Below are 22108 nucleotides of genomic sequence, written 5' to 3' on the forward strand. Positions count from 1 at the left end.
TAATCATCCTCTTAATTATCATTATCATGATCGTAAGCCTTATGAAAATCGGATCGCTTTTAACAGCATTGGCATTGCCATTCACACAAAAAGTTGCATTGAGTCGCCCAGAAGAAGTTACGCAGGTGGCCGACAAGAATTTTTTCTCTTTCAAGATGAAGGGAATTGATGGAAAAGAAATCGACTTTAGTCAATTTAAAGGCAAGAAAATTGTCGTTTTGAATACCGCTTCAAAATGTGGTTATACCCCTCAATACGCAGACTGGGAGGCATTCCACAAAGCGAATCCAGAGATTGTTATCCTAGGCTTCCCTGCCAATGAATTTGGAGGGCAAGAGCCAGGGACCAATTCCGAAATCGCGTCTTTCTGCCAAAAAAACTACGGCGTTTCCTTCCAAATGATGGAAAAAGTAGTGGTTAAAGGGGAAGGAAAATGTGATCTTTACAAATGGTTGAGCGACAAATCACAAAACGGTTGGAACGAGAAAGAACCATCTTGGAATTTCTGCAAATATGTGATCAACGAAAAAGGTGAATTAGCGAATTTCTTTGCTTCAGGTGTCAAACCTACGAGCGCTGAATTTCAAGCTGCGTTGAAAAAATAGTACATGAATAGATGGGTTGAGGCGGCTAGGCCAAGAACATTGCCACTTGCAGTAGCAAGTATTATGTTAGGAAACATGTTGGCCTATTCGCAGGGAACATTCGATTGGATCATTGCCATATTAGCCATATTAACAACTGTCGCCTTGCAGGTCCTATCGAATTTCGCCAATGACTTCGGCGATTCAATGAATGGAGTCGACAATCAAGATCGAAAAGTAGCCTTACGCGCTGTTCAAACTGGAAAAATAGATCGGGAAGAAATGAAAAAGGTCGTTGTACTTACAGCGACCCTTTCCTTTTTTATGGGTGTGGGGTTATTAGCCTACAGCCTTCAAGATGCTTCGTGGGATATTTGGATGAAATTTCTTGGCCTGGGAGTAGCGTGCATCGCCGCAGCGATTGCCTATACTGTCGGGAATAGACCTTATGGATACATGGGGTTGGGAGATTTATCTGTTTTCCTCTTCTTTGGTTTGGTGGGAACCATGGGCTCCTATTTTCTCCAAACCAAAACATTGCCCTGGCACATTGCGCTGCCGGCAGCAGGTTGTGGACTTCTATCGGTGGCCGTTTTAAATTTGAATAATCTTCGCGATTTAGAAAATGACAAGCGAACGGGCAAATATTCGATTCCCGTTCGAATCGGAAAAACCTTGGGCTTTTATTATCAAAAAGCTTTGTTATTCATCGGGATTCTACCCTTTGCCTCTTACCATTTGATCGCTTATCAAGTTGGCGCATCGACCACCAGCAACCTGTTAATTCTTTTGGGTTATTATCCGATTATCATCATGCTAAGGGAATTAAATCCAAACATGACCCCAGCGGAAATAGATCCTTATTTAAAGAAGACAGCATTAAGAACTTTATTATTAATTTTGTTATTTGGCATTAGCGAAATCATTCAATAACCCTATTCAGCTATGAAGCATCTCTACATTTTCCTTCTTGTAGGCTCATTAAGTACTTTTTCTCATGCGACATTTGGACAAGAAAGCTCCAATTATTTAGAACTTGGCTTGACTCAAAATAAGACGGGGAATTATGCAGACGCTTTACGGAATTTCAGTTTAGAGATTGAAAAAAATGCAGCAAATCCCAATCCAACCTCCTTTTATGGGCGTGGTTTTGCTAAATACAACTTAAAAGATTTTCGTGGCGCGATACTTGATTTCGATAAGGCGATTGAATTGAGGCCAACTTATTTTGAGGCCTTTATTGCACGAGGACAATCCTACAGTAAACAAGACAATCATAAAGTAGCCATTCAAGACTACAACGAAGCAATTCGATTGAATCCTTTAGAGGCGACCGCCTATTTCAGTCGGGGAATCTCCAAAGCCAAACTTGCTAATCACCGAGGAGCATTATCAGATTTCAATAAATCACTTGAGTTAAACGCAGAATATGCTCCAGCTTTAGCAGCACGCGGAGAGGCAAAAGCCCAAATTGCTGATTACAAAGGCAGTATTGAGGACTTTGATAAGGCGATTGAAATTAGCCCTAAACGTGCTAATTATTTCTCAAACCGTGCGTTGGCTAAGTTAAAATTAACGGATTACCAGGCGGCCTTGAAGGATTATGCCGAAGCGATTAAATTGGGGGCCGACAATCCGGAAGACTGGTATCAATCGGGATTTTGCAAAACTCAATTGGAAAATTTCCGAGGAGAAAGTGCTGAGAAGGGTGCTTTAGAGGATTTCAGCAAAGCAATTGAGTTAGATCCAAACAAAGCGGAAGCCTACTATGGACGAGGCTTTGTTAAATCCAAATTAGGTGACCCACGTGGTGCCGTTGAGGATTATACCAAAGCTGCGGAAATTGGGAATAATGAATCCGCAAAAATTGTTTATGACAGTAAAATGACAAAGGCACTTTTGGATGAACTACGAAATGGCGTTCAGGACAAATTAAAGATCGCGGAATTCTCCACAGAACGTGCGGAGGTATATTTCAATCGTGGGTCTGCCAAAGCTAAATCAGGGGATTCCAAGCAAGCCATGGAAGACTATAACCGCGCGATTTCCTTAAACCCCATCTATGCGGAAGCTTATTTCTTCCGGGGTGTGGCGAAATCAAATTTAGGGGACCAACGCAATGCGATTCAAGATTGTAGCAATGCAATCAAGTTAAACCCGAAATATGCCGAGGCTTATTTCGTTCGAGGCATTATCAAACTTGCGTTAAGCGATAATTCAGGCTGCATGGATTTAAGCAAGGCAGGAGAATTGGGATATACCCAATCCTTCCAAGTCATTCGCGACCAATGCAATTAATTATTCGAAACGCAGATGTTTAACGGATTCTCCCGATTCAGCTAATTCGATCAGCGAATCAATCCCAATTTGTAGGTGGGAATTCACATAATTCGTGGTCACTTTTTTGTCGGACGCTTCTGTTTTCACGCCATCAGGAGTCATTGGATTATCGGAAACGAGCAATAATGCGCCATGCGGAATCTTGTTGACGAAGCCTACGGTAAAGATCGTAGCCGTTTCCATATCAATACCCATCGCACGGATATCAGAAAGATAGGTTTTGAAAGCCTCATCATGCTCCCAAACTCGTCGGTTTGTCGTATACACTAATCCTGTCCAATAATCCAACTCATGTTTCTTGATCATCGAAGAAACAGCTCTTTGCAGTCGGAACGAAGGCAAGGCAGGAACTTCTTTGGGCAAATATTCATCGGAGGTCCCCTCTCCGCGTACGGCTGCAATTGGAAGGATTAAATCGCCTAATTGTAAATTCTTTTTCAATCCTCCACATTTACCTAAAAACAATACCGCCTTGGGAGAGATTGCGGAAAGTATATCCATGACCGTCGCAGCCATGGGAGAACCCATTCCAAAATTGATAATCGTGATGTTGTTGGCAGTTGCTGTTTGCATGGGACGATCCTGTCCAATGATTTCAACATTGAACTTTTCCGCAAACATTTCCACATAATTCTTAAAATTCGTCAATAAGATGTATTGACCAAAAGCCTCGAGTGGAGTTCCTGTGTAACGAGGCAACCAATTTAAGACAATCTCTTCTTTTGTTTTCATGAATATGTGCGTTTGTTAATGAATTTAATCAACAAATAGATTAATTTAGTGATTGGCTTTTGGCAAAAATTATGCTCGCTTCCTCTGAATTACCTAGTGTCTTTCCTGAATTTGAATACAAAATAACGCAAAAGGATGGAAAACTTTTTATTTATGATGTGATTGCCAAAAAATACCGTGCATTGACGCCTGAAGAATGGGTTAGGCAGCATTGTTTAAATTACCTAACGCAACATTTGAACTACCCGGCTTCCAACATTCAAATTGAACGCAATCATCGGATAGATCAATTGAATCGTCGGACGGATATTCAAGTATATGATTCCAATGGACAAGTATTCATGTTGATCGAATGCAAAGCACCCCATGTGGAAATTACTTCCCTTACTTTCCAACAAGCAAGTCAATACCAAAAGAAGAACCAAGCGAAGTACATGGTTTTGACGAACGGACTAAAAAATTACATTTATCAAATAGACTCCAACAAACAAGAAACGCTACAATTAGCAGAATTCCCCTCCTATTATGAAAGTAACTAAACTACTCATTGGCTTTTTATTACTTGGAACATCGCTTTGGGCACAAAATAAGCCCAGTAAACCGAAACTGGTCGTTGGAATTGTCGTCGACCAGATGCGCTACGACTACCTCTACCGATTTTCCAATCGTTACAGCGAAAATGGATTTAAACGCATGATGCGCGAGGGATTAAATTGCCAAGATAATCATTACAATTATGCCCCAACCGTAACGGCAGCGGGTCACACGAGCGTTTATACGGGAACTGTCCCTGCGATACACGGTATCGTAGGTAATGAGTGGATCGATCGTGCATCGGGCAAGAAAGTGTATTGCACGGATGATTCTACGGTTACAACCGTTGGGACGACAGGAAAAACAGGCTTTATGTCTCCCAAAAACCTTTGGACAAGTACAATTACCGATCAATTAAAAATGGCCCAAAACTACCAAAGCAAGACCATTGCTATTGCCTTGAAAGACCGAGGAGCCATTTTACCGGGTGGACATACGGCAGATGCGGCCTATTGGTATGATTCGAAGGAAGGGCGTTGGATAACATCGACATTTTACATGAAGGAGTTACCAAGTTGGGTTCAGTCGTTTAATGCGGAAGAACGTGCTTTAAAATTCACCAAACAAGGTTGGAATACACTCTATCCAATTCAAACCTACTCGCAGAGTGCGGGAGATAACATGGAATTTGAGAGCAAGATGGCGGGCGAAACAGCCCCTGTATTTCCTCATAGCTTACAAGGGGGAAATCCTTTGGAATTAATTCGTACGAGTCCTTATGGCAATACGCTCACGAAAGATTTCGCCATTAAAGCCTTGCAAGAGGAGCAATTAGGTAAACGAGGTACGACCGATTTCATGGCCATTAGTTTCTCTTCAACGGATTACGTTGGACATAGTTTCGGTCCACAATCCATCGAATTAGAGGATACGTATTTACGTTTAGATCGTGATATTGCTGATCTTTTAAGTTATTTGGACAAGCAATATGGCAAAGATCAGGTGTTGGTATTTTTAACCGCAGATCATGCGGTAGCTGAAATTCCGGGTTTCATGAAAAGCAAAAAAATGCCTGGCGGAATCTTTGATCGAATCAAAGCGGTTGCGGATGTAAAGAAAGCTTTAAGTAAGGCATTTGGTGATATTGACTTATTAATTGGCGAGGATAACTCCCAGCTACATTTCAATCATGCCAACATGCAAAAATGGGGTATTAAACGAGATCAATTATATCAAGTTGTACGTCAAAGCATGGAAAAGCAAGATGGATTTTCTGAGTTAGTTGATTTAGAGGCCATCGGACAAAGCAATTTAATTGGGCACTACAAAAACATCGTTCAGAATGGATACAATGCAGCACGGAGTGGCGACTTTATGGTGTTGTTAAAACCGCAATGGTTGATTGGTTATAAAACAGGAACCTCACACAGTACGGTATATGCCTATGATACACACGTACCCTTGTTATTTTATGGATGGAAAGTAAAGCCGCAAGAAATCAGCACACGGACAGAAATAAGTGACATTGCTCCTACCCTTGCCAACTGGTTGAATTGCATGGAACCTTCAGGCAGCATTGGCCGAGTGATACAAACTAAGTAAGTGTTTAATTATATTATTTGAAGATTTATACCTAATTTAGAGGTCAATTTTTGAACTAAATCAAGAAAGAAGCTATATGAAAATTGCTGTTGTTGGAACTGGATATGTAGGCTTAGTCACAGGAACTTGTTTCGCAGAAACGGGAAATCATGTCACCTGTGTCGACATTAATGAGGCTAAAATCAAGCAGATGCAAGATGGGATTGTCCCTATATACGAGCCAGGCTTGGAAGACATGTTTCACCGCAATGTGAACGAGGGACGCTTGAATTTTACTACTTCTTTGGTTGATGGTATTGCTGGCGCTAAAGTAATATTTCTAGCTTTACCTACGCCTCCGGGTGAGGATGGTTCGGCCGACTTAAAATATATACTCAAAGTTGCGAATGACCTCGGTCCGTTATTGCAAGATTATACGGTTATTATCGATAAAAGTACGGTACCGGTAGGTACTTCAGAATTAGTTCATGCAGCTATTTCAAAGGCTGCTAAGGTTCCGTTTGATGTCGTATCTAATCCAGAATTCTTACGCGAGGGTGTGGCGGTTGAGGATTTCATGAAACCGGATCGTGTGGTAATTGGAACGCAGTCGGAACGTGCAAAAGAATTAATGAGCAAGTTATATGCGCCATTGGTGCGTCAAGGAAATCCCATCATTTTCATGGATGAGCGTTCAGCTGAGATGACTAAATATGCTGCCAATGCATTTTTAGCGACAAAAATCACCTTCATGAATGAGATTGCGAATTTGTGTGAGAAGGTCGGTGCGAATGTGGATGATATTCGTCGGGGCATCGGAACTGACTCACGCATCGGCAAGCGTTTCTTATTTGCGGGTATTGGTTATGGGGGTTCATGCTTTCCCAAAGACGTTCAGGCATTAGCCAAAACATCCGAGGAGAATGCGTATCAATTTCATATTTTGGATTCCGTGATGCGGGTCAATGAGCTACAAAAAACGAAATTGATGCCTTACATCCAGTCGCATTTTAACCATGATTTAGCCGGTAAAACAATCGGTATTTGGGGCTTGGCATTTAAGCCGTATACGGATGATATTCGTGAGGCGCCCGCATTGTACAACATTGAGGCTTTATTGGCACTGGGTTGCAAAATACGTGTTTATGACCCAGAGGCTATGAAAAATGTGAAGGAACAAATTGGCGATGTTGTTGAATATTCCAAAAATCCATACGACGCGATTGATGGAGCGGATGCTTTATTAATTGTGACCGAATGGCCACAGTTCAGAACACCTGATTTTGAGCGCATGGAAACCCTGCTTAAAAACAAAGTCATTTTTGACGGTCGGAACCTTTATGAATTACCTCAAATGGAGGAATTGGGGTATACGTATTATTCAATTGGCCGACAGGCTGTAAAATAGATATGAAAAGAATATTAATTACCGGAGGTGCAGGTTTTTTGGGATCTCATTTGTGTGATCGCTTTATCAAGGAGGGTTACCATGTCATTGCGATGGATAACTTGATTACAGGGGATTTAAAGAATATTGAACATTTGTTCAAATTGGAACAATTCGAATTCTATCACCATGATGTATCAAAGTTTATTCATGTACCGGGTGAATTGGATTACATCCTTCATTTTGCCTCTCCTGCTTCTCCCATTGACTATTTAAAAATTCCTATCCAAACCTTGAAAGTAGGTTCATTGGGTATCCATAACTGTTTAGGCTTAGCTCGTGTGAAAAATGCACGTGTTTTAATAGCTTCTACGTCGGAAGTATATGGTGACCCTACGGTTCACCCACAACCCGAGGAGTATTGGGGCAATGTGAATCCAGTAGGTCCTCGTGGTGTCTATGATGAGGCTAAACGCTTCCAAGAGGCTATGACCATGGCTTATCATACCTATCATGGCTTGGAAACTAGAATCGTTCGTATTTTCAATACCTATGGGCCACGCATGCGTCTAAATGACGGCCGCGTATTACCTGCCTTTATCGGTCAAGCATTACGTGGAGAAGACTTAACGATGTTTGGGGATGGTTCACAAACAAGAGCATTCTGTTTTGTAGATGATTTAGTCGAAGGAATTTACCGCTTATTGTTGAGCGATTATACGCACCCTGTAAACATTGGAAATCCCGATGAAATTACGATTAAAGAATTTGGTGAGGAGATCATTAAATTGACCGGCACAAGCCAAAAATTAATCTCACTGCCATTGCCTACGGACGATCCGAAGCAACGTAAACCCGATATTAGCAAAGCCAAATCAATCCTTGGCTGGGAACCTAAAGTTTCTCGCGCAGAAGGCTTAAAGATTACTTATGAATACTTTAAGTCGTTAAGCCCTGAGGATTTACACCGAATGGCGCATCACAAAGAGTTTTAATGAAGACCGGGGAAACCCGGTTTTTTTGTGCGCTCGTAGGTGACATTTGATTAATCCAAATTGTGGAGACGCGATACCTTGCGTCTGAAAATCATCAATGTAGAGACGCGATACCTCGCGTCTGAAAATCCTCAATGTAGAGACGCGATACCTCGCGTCTGAAAATCCTCAATGTAGAGACGCGAAGTATTTCGTCTATAAACCAAACAAAAAGACGCGAGGTATCGCGTCTCTACAGAAAACAAAAAAGACGCGAGGTATCGCGTCTCTACAGAAAACAAAAAGACGCGAGGTATCGCGTCTCTACAGAAAACAAAAAAGACGCGAGGTATCGCGTCTCTACAGAAAACAAAAAAGACGCGAGGTATCGCGTCTCTACAGAAAACAAAAAAGACGCGAAGTATGGCGTCTCTACAACCAAACAAATAGACGCGAAGTATCGCGTCTCTACATTAAACAAAAAAGGCTGCTCTTTCGAGCAGCCTTTTTGTACTATTCAGAATCCTAAATCTTAGTTGAAGATATAACGGATACCAAATTGTGCTTGCCAACGAGATCCAAGTCCGAAAGAACGTTGGAATGTATTCGCTAACGGCGTTGTTCCAGAGCGGTAGGGGAATTGGAACACAGGACGACCTGTTGCCGCGTCATTGCCCGTAAAGCTCAATAAACCGGCGCGAAGCGCAGATTGGTTCAAGCCCCATTGTGGTGACACATAGTTACCGAAGTTAAATACATCTAATGTAAATTGTAAGGTATTTTTCTTCCCAGCAACATTGATGTAGAAATCTTGGATAACCTTGAAATCAAAATTAGCAGCCCAAGGCAATTCAGCTCCATTCCGTTCAGCATATTGACCACGACGAGAAGACAAATATTTATCTTGAGAAATATATTTATCCAAGTCAATCCATTGTTGTGCGGCTGTATATGATCCCAAATCTTTCAACAAGATTTCAGATTGTCCACGTGGAATGTAAATCAAGTCATTAGCCGTTTGGTTATCACCGTTCATATCACCTGAATAAGTGTATGAGAAACGGCCAGCTGGCGCTACTGAATAGGTAAATCCAAATGTAGTCGATGCCTTATCATTCAAGTAGTTCAATTTGTATGATCCATACGCATTGATACGATGTGCTTGCATGTAAGATGAATAAGACGCTACGTTTTCATTTGGATCACCCGATACAACACGATCTCTCCATTGTGATTGTGCGATAGAACCACCATCGTTTACTGAACGAGAATCCGAATTCGTGTAAGATAAGGAAGCAAATAAACCATTTTCGAAAGATTTCGAAACGGTAGCAGTCAATGCATAAGAATAGCCCAAATTCGTATTCTTAATTAAGATTGCATCCGAGATATTAGGTGCTGACGCCGAGTTTCCAGCCGCTGGTGCGTTCAAACCTTTCGCAGAACCATAAATTTGATTGTTCTTCGTATTGGTTGGAATACCAGCTGCTGATGCTGTGTAGAAAATTACACGGTTATCCGAACCAACTGCCTTAACTGTTGAGTTTGGCAAGTTTACGTTCTCTAAATATACTGCATTGATATCTTTTGTATAGATTCCCTCTAACGAAACGATCCAACCATCACCAAATTGCTTATCTACTGCCAAGTTTCCACGGAATACTTGAGAGAATTTAAAGTTCGGATCTGTTACAGCTAAGTTATAAGCGACTGGGTTGATTGTTCCACCAACAGCTGGACGATAGGCATTTACATCAGCATTAAACGGTCTATTTGTTGGGTTAACAATACGCTCAGAACCGAACAATACCCCATTGTTAGATAATTGGTTAGACAACCAAACGTAAGGCACACGTCCAGAGAATACCCCTAAACCTCCACGAACTTGAGTTGTCTTGTCATCTTTCACATCCCAGTTGAAACCAAAACGTGGAGACCATAAAACAGTTGTTCCTGGAAATTTGTTAGTCTCTAATTTGACACCATCACGGAAAGTCAATAAGGGTACATATGTGTTTGTATACTTCGGCTCATCAAAAGATGGGAATGAAGTCGCATCTCCACGTAGACCGAAAGTCAATTTCAAACCTTTAGCAGCCGTAATTTCATCTTGACCATAGAAAGAGAATGTACTTCCTTTCATTTCTGCAAATGGGAATTCAGCGTAGTTCGACCATTGTTGTTGATATTGTGCAGGAATTACAGTCAAATCACCTGAAGCCGACTTGATGAAATCATCGATTGACTTGAATTGGTAACCACCATAGTAGTTTGGTGCAAAACCATTTCTAAAAGCATTTGTCTCATAGGCGATACCTAAAGTATAAACATGCTTTCCTTTGTAGATTGTCAAGTTATCAGACAATTGAAAAATATCAGAATCCAATAGATTGTTTGCCGAGAATGGCTCATAACCGAAAGTTGTTAACTCATTCAAGTTATTATTTCCGATATCCACTGTAGGGAATGGTGTATTATTAACTGGAGATTGACGGAAGTCGCGCATTGCCGTGTATCCAACAGTTAAGTTATTAGAAATTGAATTCGAAAAAGTTGAGTTCAATTCAGCAATGTAAGAATCTAAGTTATTGTTGATACGGTACAATGAACCTTGGAAAGGCAAAACCGTAGCCGATGGAGCACGACCACCTGATAAAGAACCCGAGCTTGATGGCGAAATATCAGCATAAGAACGTAGGTAGTTATACTTAATATTTAACTTATGTTTATCAGAAATATTCCAATCTAAACGAACATTTGCTTTTTGAGAATACTTCTCTTTGTTATAGTTCTCATATGCACCTGGATCGTAGTTGAATTTCGTTAACAAGAATTGCTTTAAACGATCCAAATCTTCTGCCTTGGCAATGGAGCGGTTTGGCTCAGTGCCTGTTCGCGTTGCTACAAAGTTGGATCCTGGCTCTGTTTGAGCTTCTTGCTCAAATGATCCAAAGATAAACAATTTATTCTTGATGATAGCACCACCTACACGGGCGCCAAACTGACCACGGTTAAACTTACCATATTGGTTCGTTGCATCACCAATTTTATTTCCTACCAATCCTTCGTTGGTTCCGAAATAGTATCCTGAACCCGTCCAGTTGTTTGTACCTGATTTTGTTACAACGTTGATGTTCGCACCCGTTGCCATACCTTGGCGAACGTCATACGGAGCAATTAATACTTGGAATTGGTCAATCGCATCGACCGAAATCGGTGAAGCTCCCGCTTGACCACCGATAGTTGGTGATAATGCAAACGCATTGTTAAAGAACGCACCATCTACGGTTACGTTGTTATACAAGGCATTACGACCTGCAAAATTCAAACCATTCGCACGTGGATCTAAACGAGCAAAATCACCTAATGAACGGTTTAACGTAGGCAATGTCGTAATTGAAGAGTTCGAAACGGTTGTAGCAGCACCGGTACGACCTGAGTTAATTACAGAAGTACGGGATGCAACAACTTTAACTTCTTCCAATTGAGATTGATTTACCTCTAATTTGAAGTTTTGACGAAGCTCTGAAGCCAAAGTCAAGACAATGCCCGACTGTACCGCTTCTTTGTAACCAACAAAACTTACAGAAACCTTGTATGGACCACCCACACGCATGTTAACAATGTTGTAACGACCGTCGGCACGTGTAGACGCACCATAACGTGAACCGGTTGGCTCGTGAATTGCAATTACCGTAGCACCTGGTAAGCCTTCACCCTTTTCATCAACAACACTACCCGACAAAGCGGAAGTGGTAGAACCCTGTGCAAAAACTTGCCCAATGGGTAATGCCATCAAAAGCATCAAAAATGCTCCCAATAACACAGAATGAGTAATAAATCTTCTCTGCATAAATTTGGAATTTAGTTATAATTGAAATTGAAGAATTAAACCACAAAATAAACTTAAAAAATCAAATACTCCAAAATATAAATCAAAGGATTTCATGACTTATCCTAAGTAATCGGCTGATATATAGAACTAAACAAACATTTAATTTACTTATATCGATCAGAAGCCCCTTGATTAGTCCTAAATTGATTTTAAATTTAACAGAAAGATAATTTTTAACTTTTTAAAGAATAATTTTGCATCATATATCAAGACTATGCAATCAAGCGACGAAGCCATTCGACTAACCTCTTTCTCCCACGGCGCTGGCTGTGGATGCAAAATCTCTCCTAAAATCTTAGACAGTATTCTAAAAACAGATACACCTAAGAAAAATCACCCACTCCTCTTAGTCGGTAATGAGAGCAGAGACGATGCAGCGGTTTATGATTGGCAAAACGGAGAGGCCGTTATTTCGACGACCGACTTCTTTATGCCCATCGTGGATGACCCCTTTGATTTTGGTAAAATTGCGGCGACCAATGCCATTTCCGATATCTATGCCATGGGTGGTTCACCACTGATGGCCATCGCTATTTTGGGTTGGCCCATCGATAAACTCGCCCCTGAAATCGCCGCACAAGTTTTAGAAGGCGGTCGGGCAGCATGTGCCGAAGCCGGAATTCCGCTCGCAGGAGGTCATTCCATCGATTCCCCGGAACCGATTTTCGGTCTAGCAGTAACAGGTAAAGTCAAAAAAGAGGAGCTCAAACAAAATGATACCGCAACCCTAGGTTGTCAATTATACTTAACCAAACCTTTGGGGGTAGGCATTCTCTCAACTGCCCAAAAACGCGGCATCGTTGCACCAGAAGATCTTGCGCGCGCCGTTAAACAAATGAGTACCCTCAATAGCCTTGGAGCAAAGTTAGGCCCTTTACCTTTTGTAAAGGCATTAACGGATGTTACAGGTTTCGGGCTATTTGGTCATTTAGTTGAGATGGCCGATGGATCAAAATTATCTGCCTTAATCAATTTTGAAAAATTACCTTTGTTACCCAATATCGGTCACTATCTAGACCAAAAATGCTTTCCAGGTGGAACGTCTCGAAACTTAGCGAGCTATGAACACCGTTTAAGCGAAGATATCGATGAGCGCCAGCGTTTCATTGGTGCCGACCCTCAAACTTCAGGAGGCCTACTCATTGCCGTCGAAGCCACAAAAACATCCGAATTCGAGGAATTCGCCAAAGCCAATGGATTCGAATTAAGCCCCATTGGTCAATTAATCGAAGCCCAAGAAAAAGCCATTTATTTAGCCTAATGAAACTATTCGCGCGAAACATAGGTGAATCCGGAACACCCATCATCATATTGCATGGGATTTTTGGGACCTCCGACAACTGGTTAGGAATCGCGAAGGCATTTGCCGAAACGAATCGCGTATTCCTGCTTGACCAACGAAACCATGGTCAATCACCCTGGTCGGACGAATTCGATTACCAAGTTATGGCGGCCGACCTCAAGGAATTCATCGACGATAATCGATTAAAAAAACCCGTGATTATCGGACATTCCATGGGAGGAAAAACGGTCATGCAATTTGGCTTAAACTACCCAGGAATTGCATCGAAGTTGATTATTGTCGACATCGCTCCGAAATTCTACCCCGTTCATCACACAAGTATTTTAGCGGGTTTGAACTCGGTAGACCTAGCCAATATTCAAAGTAGAAATGACGCCAATGAACACATGAAGCGTTTCGAGGAGAACGAAGGGGTACGTCAGTTTCTGTTAAAAAACCTTTATCGCAACTCTGAGGGAGAATTTGCTTGGCGCATCAACTTAAAAGTAATCACCAAAAACATCGATGTCGTGGGTCACGAACTCTTCGTAAAGAGTGCATGCGACACCATGACCTATTTCATTAAAGGCGCCAATTCCCATTACATCCAACCCGAAGATGAACGATACATCGCTGAAATATTTCCAAATTTCGAGTTAATCGAAATTGCCCATGCGGGCCACTGGGTGCAAGCTGATCAACCCGAAGCCTTTGTTCAAGTTCTAAAGGAAATTCTATGAAGCTGATTTTGATTCCTTGCCCCATTGCTGAGCAAACGGCAGCCAATGTTTTACCTGAAGAGGTCAGACAAGCTGTCTTGCAAACCAAACATTTCCTCGTTGAAAACGTACGCACAGCGCGTAGATTCATCAGCGAACTAAAACTAGGCATCCAAATTGACGAGCTAAGTTTTGAAATCTTGGACAAGGATACCGATCGCAAAACGATTTCGGACTTTTTGACTAAATATAAGGATGTTGAAAGAATTGGCGTCATATCCGAGGCGGGTTGCCCCGGCGTTGCGGATCCTGGAGCATTGGCAGTAGCCATCGCGCAGGAAAAAGGCATCGAGGTTCTGCCTTTAGTGGGCCCCTCTTCCATCCTATTAGCCTTAATGGCATCTGGATTTTCGGGCCAACAGTTTCGCTTCCACGGCTACATTCCCATCGACAAATCTGCAAGGGCAAAGAAAATTGACCAACTACACAAAGACGTGGAGAAAACGGGAGAAACCCAACTCTTTATTGAAACTCCCTACCGGAATAACAGCCTCCTGGACGATTTGATACAATTATTACCTGGTCATCAATTATTGAGTATCGGTTGCAATATCCAAGACCCCAGCGGTTTCACGCAAACAAAAAGCTTGAAACAATGGGCAGAACAAAAGCCCGACCTGCACAAAAAACCCTGCTTATTTCTATTGGGTCGCTCATAAAATTCGTAATTTGCAACAAAACTCATTTTCGTGATTCACCAAAAATCCTTTACCTGTAATCCCTTTCAAGAAAACGCCTATTTGGTGTGGGACGATGCAGGCAATGGCGTTATCATCGATCCAGGTTGCTATACCTACGAAGAACGCAAGGAGCTTCACGATTTCATCGAATCAAACCAGATTAAGCTACAATACATTCTGAATACGCATGCGCACATCGACCATGTTTTGGGTGTAGCTTATTTCCAACAAACCTATCAGATACCCTTTTGCTTACATCCTTTGGATAAACCCTTGCTAGACGATGCCATTAATCGTGCACAGGTGTATGGTTTCCCGCATTTCCAAGCTGCCGAAGTAGATCGCTGGCTTGAAAATGATGAGCAAATTTCAGTGGGTGAAATGAACTTTAAAGTCTTGTTTGTCCCAGGTCATGCACCGGGTCATGTGGCTTTTTATGAGGCCGCCATGGGCTGGGTATTTGGGGGTGACGTTTTATTTAGACGCAGTATCGGTCGGACGGATTTTCCGTTGTGCAATCACGCCGACTTAATTCATAGCATTCAAACGCAATTGTATACGCTTCCTTTGGAAACTACGGTTTTCCCGGGACATGGTGGGCCGACTACCATAGCGGATGAGCGCGTTTCAAATCCATTTGTCAAGGCATGAAAAAAGAAATCCCTAATTTATTAACACTAGGCAATCTTCTTTCGGGATGTTTGGGATTGTACTTTGTCATGCAAGGCAATGTATTTAATGCCTCTCTTTGCATTTTCGTTTCTTTGGTCTGTGATTTCTTGGATGGATTCTTGGCCCGTTTATTGCATGCCTATTCGGATTTGGGTAAGGAATTAGATTCATTAGCCGATGTTGTCTCTTTTGGGGTATTACCTAGTTTTATTTTATTAAATCTCGTTGAACAAAGTTGCGGCGCGCAATGTACACAAGGACCTTTGGGATTTTACAAACCCTTCTTGGTGTTTTCCTTGGCACTGATGTCGGCCTACCGACTCGCCAAATTCAACATTGATACCAGACAATCTGATCAATTTATTGGCGTACCAACCCCAGCCAATGGTTTATTGGTCGCTTCATTGCCGTTGATTTTACATTACCAACCCACATTTACGCCGTATATCCTTCACTACCAAGGATTACTGATTTATAGTCTTTTAATGAGCTATTTATTAGTCAGCGAATTGCCACTGATGGCGTTCAAGTTTAAATCTTGGGACTGGACCAGCAATCAAAGTCGATACTTATTCTTAATTTATTGCATTGCTATGCTAGTAATGCTTAAATTTGCAGCTTTCCCTGTCTTGGTGATATCGTATATTGCCTTGTCGGGTATTCTTTCGTTACTTAATACTAAACAAAAATGAAATTCATCGCAGAAATCAATGTAATGCCACAAAAAGAAATTCTTGACCCTCAAGGAAAAGCAGTTCGTATTGGCTTACAAAACCTAAACATCACGCAAGTTGCCGATGTACGCATTGGTAAACACATCACCTTGCAATTAGAGGCGGATTCTGAGGCAGCGGCGAATGAAATCGTAACGGAAGCTTGCAAGAAATTATTGGCGAACTTAATTATGGAGGAATTCGAATTCACCTTAACAGCCATCTAAATTAAAATTGGCCTGTATGCAGCATCACGAGTGTACAGGCCTCTTCCACTTGAACTCCTTCAAGTGCTAAAGTCTTCATTAATTCCGGGTTCTCCGTACCTGGATTAAATATCACGCGTTTAGGTTCTAATTGTCGTAAATAAGCCAACAAATCTTGTTGGTGTTGCGGCCCCACATACAGCGTTACCGTATCAATACCAGTTAGCATGGGTTGATTTTGCTGAATGGATATCCCACTCACCTCCCCTTTCTTGATTCCTACCAAATGGACTTCGTGACCTTTCTCCAACAATAGATTCGTGGCGATATAAGCATATCGATCGGGATTGGTAGAGGCACCATAAACAAGTACTCGCATATTATCAGTTTGTTGATACAATGTTAGCTAAAATTCTGCCGAATTTAGGTTAGATTCGTTCACAATTGCAACCACTAATCCAAATCTTATGAAAATTCCAACCATCCGGATGGAACGCTGGGCGACGATTGCCCTCGATCTACCGACCGAGCAAATCTACCAAATATCTTCCTGGGGACGCATTCGCAATCAGTATCAAAAAATCCTGCAGGGCTCCCGCATTCAAGGCTATCAATCCCTTAATATTCGCATCAAAAAAGAGCATCGGAATTTCTATGTCCACAAATTAGTCGCCGCTCATTTCTGCCCTCAAAACGCATTGGATCAGGAATTTGTCATTCACCTCGACTACGATAAACTAAATAACCGAGCCGAAAACCTACGCTGGGTGAATCGGGAAGCATTAACCAGACACAATAAGGCTAACCCATCCATCATCAACAAAAGGAAACCTCAAACTGCAAAACATTACAAGCTGAATGCGAGCAAAGTTCAAATTATCAAGCAATTGATACGGTCCGGCAAAAGCAGACCCAAGATGATCGCCAAGCAATTCGGGATTACGTCCACCCAAGTGGGGCGAATCAAGAAAGGTGAAAACTGGAAGAATGTTCGCTAAAATAAATGCGAGGCAATGGCGTGAACGCTGTCCGACTTGCTCATCGTATAAAAATGCAAAGCCGGCACTCCCGCTTGCATCAATTCCTTGCCTTGTTGGACCGCCCACTCAATGCCCACTTGCTTAATAGCTGCATTATTTGAGCACTTTTTCACTTCGGATGCTAAAGCCTCTGGAATTTCCAAATGGAAAATTTCAGGTAGAATATCCAGTTGGCGAGCTGTCGCCAATGGCTTCAAACCGGGAATAATAGGTACATGTATATCCATAGCCCGGCATTTATCGACGAAATCAAAATAATGCTGGTTATTAAAAAACATTTGGGTAACGATGTAATCCGCCCCCGCATCTACTTTTTGCTTCAAATAGCGTAAATCTTCGTCTAAAGAAGCAGCTTCAAAATGTTTCTCCGGATAGGCAGCGACACCGATACAGAAATTGGTCGGTAAGGATTCTGTTTCTTCATGCAATAAGATCCCTTGATTCATCGCATGAACCTGCGCCACCAATTCATTGGCATAGGCATGTCCACCTGGTTTAGGAACAAAACGATCCTCCCCTTTTTCCTGATCTCCACGCAATACCAACGCATTTTCAATCCCTAAATAATGTAAGTCGATAAGAAAGTCTTCCGTTTCCTCTTTCGTAAATCCACCGCAAATTACGTGTGGAACCGCCTCAACCTTAAATTTCTGCATGATGGCCGCACAAATCCCCAAGGTTCCCGGGCGTTTGCGAATAGGAATACGCTTGAGAATACCGTCAACCGATTTCTCGATGTATTCTTCCCGGTGATAGGTCACCTCAATAAATGGCGGATTAAACTCCATTAAAGGCTCAATGTGCGAAACCAATTCGCCCAAATGCTGCCCCTTCATTGGAGGAATAATCTCGATGGAAAACAAAGTCTTCCCCTTCGATTCGTCTAGATATTGCGTAATCTTTGTCATATCACTTACACATCATAGGTTAAGACAGGACTCAACCAACGTTCAATTTCTTCCACCGACATCCCTTTACGAGCTGCATAGTCGACCACTTGGTCTTTGGCAATTTTACCTAAACCAAAATAGGTACTCTCCGGATGCGAAAAATAAAATCCTGATACGGAAGAAGCTGGGTGCATCGCATAACTTTCCGTCAATTCGATTCCCAATTGTTTCTCGGCATCTAAAAGTTCAAACAATCGCTTTTTCTCTGTATGGTCTGGACATGCTGGATAACCCGGTGCCGGACGGATTCCTTGGTATTTTTCGGCAATTAATTCCTCATTACTCAAGGACTCCGTTTCCGCGTAAGCCCAGAATTCCTTGCGCACGCGTGCATGCATCAATTCCGCAAAGGCCTCTGCCAAACGATCCGCCAAGGCTTTCACCATGATGGAATTATAGTCATCGTGTTGTTTCTCAAAACGCTCCAACAAGACCTCTATACCAATCCCCGTTGTTACCGCAAAGGCTCCCACATAATCTGTCTCCCCTGTTTCCAATGGCGCAACAAAATCACTTAAACAACGGTTTGGCAAACTTGCAGCCTTTTGACCCTGTTGACGCAAATGATGCAACCAAGCACTTGAATCAGAAGTCTCATCCTTTTTAAATACCTCGTAATCAATGTGTGTATGTACGCCATGCTTGTCACACGGCACATCCGTCACCTTCTCAACGATGTCATGCAAAATGATGTCATCTCCAAACCCATTCGCTGGGAAGAAGCCCAAGGCTGCCTTGGCGATTAATAATTTGTTATCGATAATTTCCTTCAATAAGGCTTGCGCATCATTGAACAATTTACGTGCCTCTTGCCCAATCGTCTCGTTTTCAAATATACGAGGGTATTTTCCCGACAATTGCCATGTCGAAAAGAAAGGAGTCCAATCAATGTATTCGGCAATCTCGGCTAAATCATAGTCTTGGAAATACTTCACACCCAAGAAACTTGGCTTAGTCGCCTTAAATCCTGTCCAATCAATGCCTGATGGCTTTTGACGTGCTTGACTCAATGACAAATAATTTTTCTCTTGTTGGCGCGCCGCATGAGACACCCGCAAATCCGCGTATTCCTGCTTAATTTCCGTAAAGATTTCTTGCGAGGTCAATTCACTTTGCAACAAACGACCCGCCACCGGAACGGAACGCGAGGCATCCAATACGTGTATGACCGGACCGCTGTAATGCGGATCTATCTTGACAGCCGTGTGAATGCGAGAGGTTGTTGCCCCACCGATTAACAAAGGAATGGTAAATCCTTGACGCTCCATTTCCTTCGCCACATAAACCATCTCATCCAAGGATGGCGTAATCAAACCGGAAAGACCGATAATGTCCACATTATGTTCTTTGGCAGCGGCTAAAATCTTCTCGCAAGAAACCATTACGCCAATGTCAATTACCTCGTAATTATTGCAAGCCAAAACAACGCCAACGATATTTTTACCAATATCATGTACGTCGCCCTTCACGGTTGCCAACAATATTTTACCCGCAGAAGAACTCTCTCCTCCTACTTTCTCTGCTTCAATATAAGGCAGTAAATACGCCACGGCTTTCTTCATGACCCGGGCAGATTTCACCACCTGAGGCAAGAACATTTTACCCTCACCAAACAAATCCCCCACCACATTCATACCGTCCATCAAAGGCCCTTCGATGACCTGAATGGGGCGTTCAACGAGCTGGCGAGCTTCCTCCACATCCTCATCAATAAACTCCGTTAATCCCTTAATCAAGGCATGTTCCAAACGCTTATTGACAGGTAAGGAGCGCCAAGCGTCATCGATAACGGCTTCTTTACCGACCGACTTAACTGTCTCGGCAAAATTCACTAGTTTCTCTGTAGCATCCGGATGACGGTTTAATAGAACATCTTCACACAAATCACGTAAAGGTTGTTCGATTTGGTCATAAACACCTAATTGGCTCGCATTCACGATACCCATGTCCATCCCCGCTTTGATGGCGTGGTATAAAAACACGGTGTGCATCGCTTCGCGAACAGGTTCATTGCCACGGAACGAGAAAGAAATATTGGAAACTCCTCCAGATACTTTCGCTAATGGTAGGTTTTCCTTGATCCATTTGGTCGCCTTAATGAAGTCATTCGCATAGTTATTATGCTCTTCGATTCCGGTTGCTACCGTTAAAATATTCGGGTCGAAGATGATGTCTTGCGCTGGAAATTCCACGACATCCACTAAAATCCGATAGGCACGTTCACAGATTTCAATCCGACGCTCATACGAATCCGCCTGACCTTCCTCATCAAAGGCCATCACAACCACGGATGCGCCATATTGCTTTACTTTGGAAGCTAATTCAATGAACTTCGCCTCGCCTTCTTTCAACGAAATGGAATTAACGACTGATTTACCCTGCACACATTTAAGTCCTGCCTCGATCACCTCCCATTTCGAAGAGTCAATCATGATGGGTAAGCGAGAAATATCGGGTTCAGCCATCAATAAATTTAGGAATTGTGGCATCATTTTGACACCGTCAATCATCCCCTCATCCATGTTAATATCCAAAATTTGAGCCCCTCCATCCACTTGCTCGCGTGCTACCGCAATCGCTTCCTCAAAATTCTCTTCACGAATTAAACGGGCAAATTTCTTTGAACCCGTTACGTTACAGCGTTCCCCCACATTGACAAAATTCGTCAATTCGGTAATCTCCAAAGGCTCTAAACCTGATAGTTTCTGGTAATGATGCGAGGCTGGGATTTGATGCGGCGGATAGTTTACAGCGATGTCGGCAATGGCCTTGATATGCGCTGGAGTCGTTCCACAACAACCACCAATAATATTAATAAATCCGTTTTGCAAAAAGTCCTCAATGACCACGGCCATTTGCTCTGGACTTTGATCGTATTCCCCCATTTCGTTCGGCAACCCTGCATTGGGGTGCGCCGACACATAAAACGGGGATTTATCGTTCAATGTCTTTACATAAGGACGCATCAAATCAGCCCCTAAGGCACAGTTAAGCCCCACCGAAAGCAAAGGCATATGCGAAATAGACGTCAAAAAGGCCTCAGTCGTCTGACCCGAAAGCGTCCGACCCGATGCATCCGTGATTGTCCCCGATACCATAACCGGCAGATAAGGCTTGCTTGGATTTGATTTAAAAAACTGATCAATAGCAAACAGAGCAGCCTTGGCATTCAAGGTATCAAAAACCGTTTCAACCAATAAAACATCGCAGCCCCCATCGACTAAGCCACGAACTTGTTCAGTATAGGCCTCAACCAATTCATCGAAAGTAACAGCCCGGTAACCCGGATCGTTTACGTCGGGTGACAAGGAAAGCGTACGATTTGTTGGCCCAATGGAACCCGCCACATAACGCGGCTTATGAGGTGTTTTTGCCGTAAATTCATCGGCTACTTCCTTCGCGATTTTCGCCGATTCAAAATTTAATTCATAGACTAAATCCTCCATGTGGTAATCCGCCATGGCAATGGAGGTACCCGAAAATGTATTCGTTTCTGCGATATCGGCGCCTGCTTCGAAATATTTGGCATGAATCTCTTTGATTACATCCGGGCGGGTGATGGATAAGAGGTCATTATTACCTTTTACTTCGTGAGGAAAATCCTTAAATCGTTCCCCACGGTAATCGGTATCCGATAATTTATATTCCTGTATCAATGAACCCATGGCACCATCGAGGACTAAAATCCGCTGGCGCAATTGTTCGTATATAGATGGCTTCTGCATATTCTTGCAAATATACCACAAAAGGCTTAAATCA

19 protein-coding genes are annotated in these 22108 nt (G+C 42.5%); 14 read left to right on the forward strand and 5 right to left on the reverse strand.

The genetic code is table 11. From position 1 onward, the window contains the following. Positions 1-26: 26 nt before the first annotated feature. The 3 genes from ACMH5P_RS03225 to ACMH5P_RS03235 are packed head-to-tail and all read left to right on the forward strand — an operon-like array spanning position 27 to position 2882. Positions 27-605: a glutathione peroxidase gene (locus ACMH5P_RS03225; protein ID WP_459492870.1), complete on the forward strand. Its 579-nt coding sequence runs from the start codon at positions 27-29 to the stop codon at positions 603-605. 3 nt (positions 606-608) lie between these two features. After that, positions 609-1517 (forward strand): 1,4-dihydroxy-2-naphthoate octaprenyltransferase, encoded by a 909-nt coding sequence (menA, locus tag ACMH5P_RS03230; protein ID WP_459492871.1) that lies wholly within the window; start codon positions 609-611, stop codon positions 1515-1517. Positions 1518-1529: 12 nt separating this feature from the next. Further along, a complete protein-coding gene (locus tag ACMH5P_RS03235) occupies positions 1530-2882 on the forward strand; it encodes a tetratricopeptide repeat protein (protein ID WP_459492872.1) in 1353 nt (450 codons plus the stop codon). Here ACMH5P_RS03235 and ACMH5P_RS03240 read toward each other — a convergent pair whose 3' ends face one another. After that, complete coding sequence (locus ACMH5P_RS03240) at positions 2883-3656, reverse strand: AMP nucleosidase (protein ID WP_459492873.1); 774 nt, start codon at positions 3654-3656, stop codon at positions 2883-2885. Positions 3657-3727: 71 nt separating this feature from the next. Between ACMH5P_RS03240 and ACMH5P_RS03245 the strand changes: the two genes are divergently transcribed. From ACMH5P_RS03245 to ACMH5P_RS03260, 4 genes are all read left to right on the forward strand, one after another. Further along, positions 3728-4195, forward strand: a complete 468-nt coding sequence (locus ACMH5P_RS03245; RefSeq protein ID WP_459492874.1) for a type I restriction enzyme HsdR N-terminal domain-containing protein — start codon at positions 3728-3730, stop codon at positions 4193-4195. Further along, positions 4182-5792 (forward strand): alkaline phosphatase PafA, encoded by a 1611-nt coding sequence (pafA, locus tag ACMH5P_RS03250; RefSeq protein WP_459492875.1) that lies wholly within the window; start codon positions 4182-4184, stop codon positions 5790-5792. Before ACMH5P_RS03245 ends, pafA begins: the two co-directional genes overlap by 14 nt. Before the next feature lie 76 nt (positions 5793-5868). Next, on the forward strand, positions 5869-7179 hold the full coding sequence (locus ACMH5P_RS03255) for a UDP-glucose dehydrogenase family protein (protein WP_459492876.1): 1311 nt from the start codon (positions 5869-5871) through the stop codon (positions 7177-7179). A gap of 2 nt (positions 7180-7181) precedes the next feature. Next, positions 7182-8153, forward strand: a complete 972-nt coding sequence (locus ACMH5P_RS03260) for a UDP-glucuronic acid decarboxylase family protein (RefSeq protein ID WP_459492877.1) — start codon at positions 7182-7184, stop codon at positions 8151-8153. Positions 8154-8664: 511 nt separating this feature from the next. Here ACMH5P_RS03260 and ACMH5P_RS03265 read toward each other — a convergent pair. Next, complete coding sequence (locus ACMH5P_RS03265) at positions 8665-11985, reverse strand: TonB-dependent receptor (RefSeq protein WP_459492878.1); 3321 nt, start codon at positions 11983-11985, stop codon at positions 8665-8667. Between the two features lie 256 nt (positions 11986-12241). Between ACMH5P_RS03265 and selD the strand changes: the two genes are divergently transcribed. Genes selD through purS form a run of 6 tightly spaced genes read left to right on the forward strand, consistent with a single transcriptional unit; the run spans position 12242 to position 16380 of the window. Next, positions 12242-13288, forward strand: a complete 1047-nt coding sequence (selD, locus tag ACMH5P_RS03270) for a selenide, water dikinase SelD (protein WP_459492879.1) — start codon at positions 12242-12244, stop codon at positions 13286-13288. Then, the gene (locus ACMH5P_RS03275; protein ID WP_459492880.1) at positions 13288-14049 is read left to right on the forward strand and encodes an alpha/beta fold hydrolase; all 762 of its coding nucleotides are present in this window, start codon (positions 13288-13290) and stop codon (positions 14047-14049) included. The genes selD and ACMH5P_RS03275 overlap by 1 nt, the downstream gene beginning before the upstream one ends. Continuing rightward, positions 14046-14747, forward strand: a complete 702-nt coding sequence (locus ACMH5P_RS03280) for an SAM-dependent methyltransferase (protein WP_459492881.1) — start codon at positions 14046-14048, stop codon at positions 14745-14747. The genes ACMH5P_RS03275 and ACMH5P_RS03280 overlap by 4 nt, the downstream gene beginning before the upstream one ends. 30 nt (positions 14748-14777) lie before the next feature. Next, a complete protein-coding gene (locus ACMH5P_RS03285; protein WP_459492882.1) occupies positions 14778-15419 on the forward strand; it encodes an MBL fold metallo-hydrolase in 642 nt (213 codons plus the stop codon). Continuing rightward, positions 15416-16132, forward strand: a complete 717-nt coding sequence (gene pssA, locus ACMH5P_RS03290) for a CDP-diacylglycerol--serine O-phosphatidyltransferase (RefSeq protein ID WP_459492883.1) — start codon at positions 15416-15418, stop codon at positions 16130-16132. The genes ACMH5P_RS03285 and pssA overlap by 4 nt, the downstream gene beginning before the upstream one ends. Continuing rightward, on the forward strand, positions 16129-16380 hold the full coding sequence (gene purS / locus ACMH5P_RS03295) for a phosphoribosylformylglycinamidine synthase subunit PurS (RefSeq protein ID WP_459492884.1): 252 nt from the start codon (positions 16129-16131) through the stop codon (positions 16378-16380). Before pssA ends, purS begins: the two co-directional genes overlap by 4 nt. 1 nt (position 16381) lies before the next feature. Here the strand turns inward: purS and ACMH5P_RS03300 are convergent, their stop codons facing one another. Then, positions 16382-16738, reverse strand: a complete 357-nt coding sequence (locus tag ACMH5P_RS03300) for a CoA-binding protein (RefSeq protein WP_459492885.1) — start codon at positions 16736-16738, stop codon at positions 16382-16384. Positions 16739-16826: 88 nt separating this feature from the next. Here ACMH5P_RS03300 and ACMH5P_RS03305 point away from each other — a divergent pair, with 88 nt between their 5' ends. After that, entirely contained in the window at positions 16827-17357 is a 531-nt protein-coding gene (locus tag ACMH5P_RS03305; RefSeq protein WP_459492886.1) for an HNH endonuclease, read from the forward strand. Here ACMH5P_RS03305 and metF read toward each other — a convergent pair. Continuing rightward, positions 17354-18307 carry a methylenetetrahydrofolate reductase [NAD(P)H] gene (gene metF, locus ACMH5P_RS03310; protein ID WP_459492887.1) on the reverse strand — a complete coding sequence of 318 codons (954 nt, stop codon included), beginning with the start codon at positions 18305-18307 and terminating at the stop codon, positions 17354-17356. The two genes, ACMH5P_RS03305 and metF, sit on opposite strands and share 4 nt — an antisense overlap. A gap of 5 nt (positions 18308-18312) precedes the next feature. Continuing rightward, positions 18313-22074 carry a methionine synthase gene (gene metH / locus ACMH5P_RS03315; protein ID WP_459492888.1) on the reverse strand — a complete coding sequence of 1254 codons (3762 nt, stop codon included), beginning with the start codon at positions 22072-22074 and terminating at the stop codon, positions 18313-18315. Positions 22075-22108 lie beyond the last annotated feature (34 nt).

The sequence above is a fragment of the Aquirufa sp. 5-AUSEE-100C1 genome (assembly GCF_054558655.1).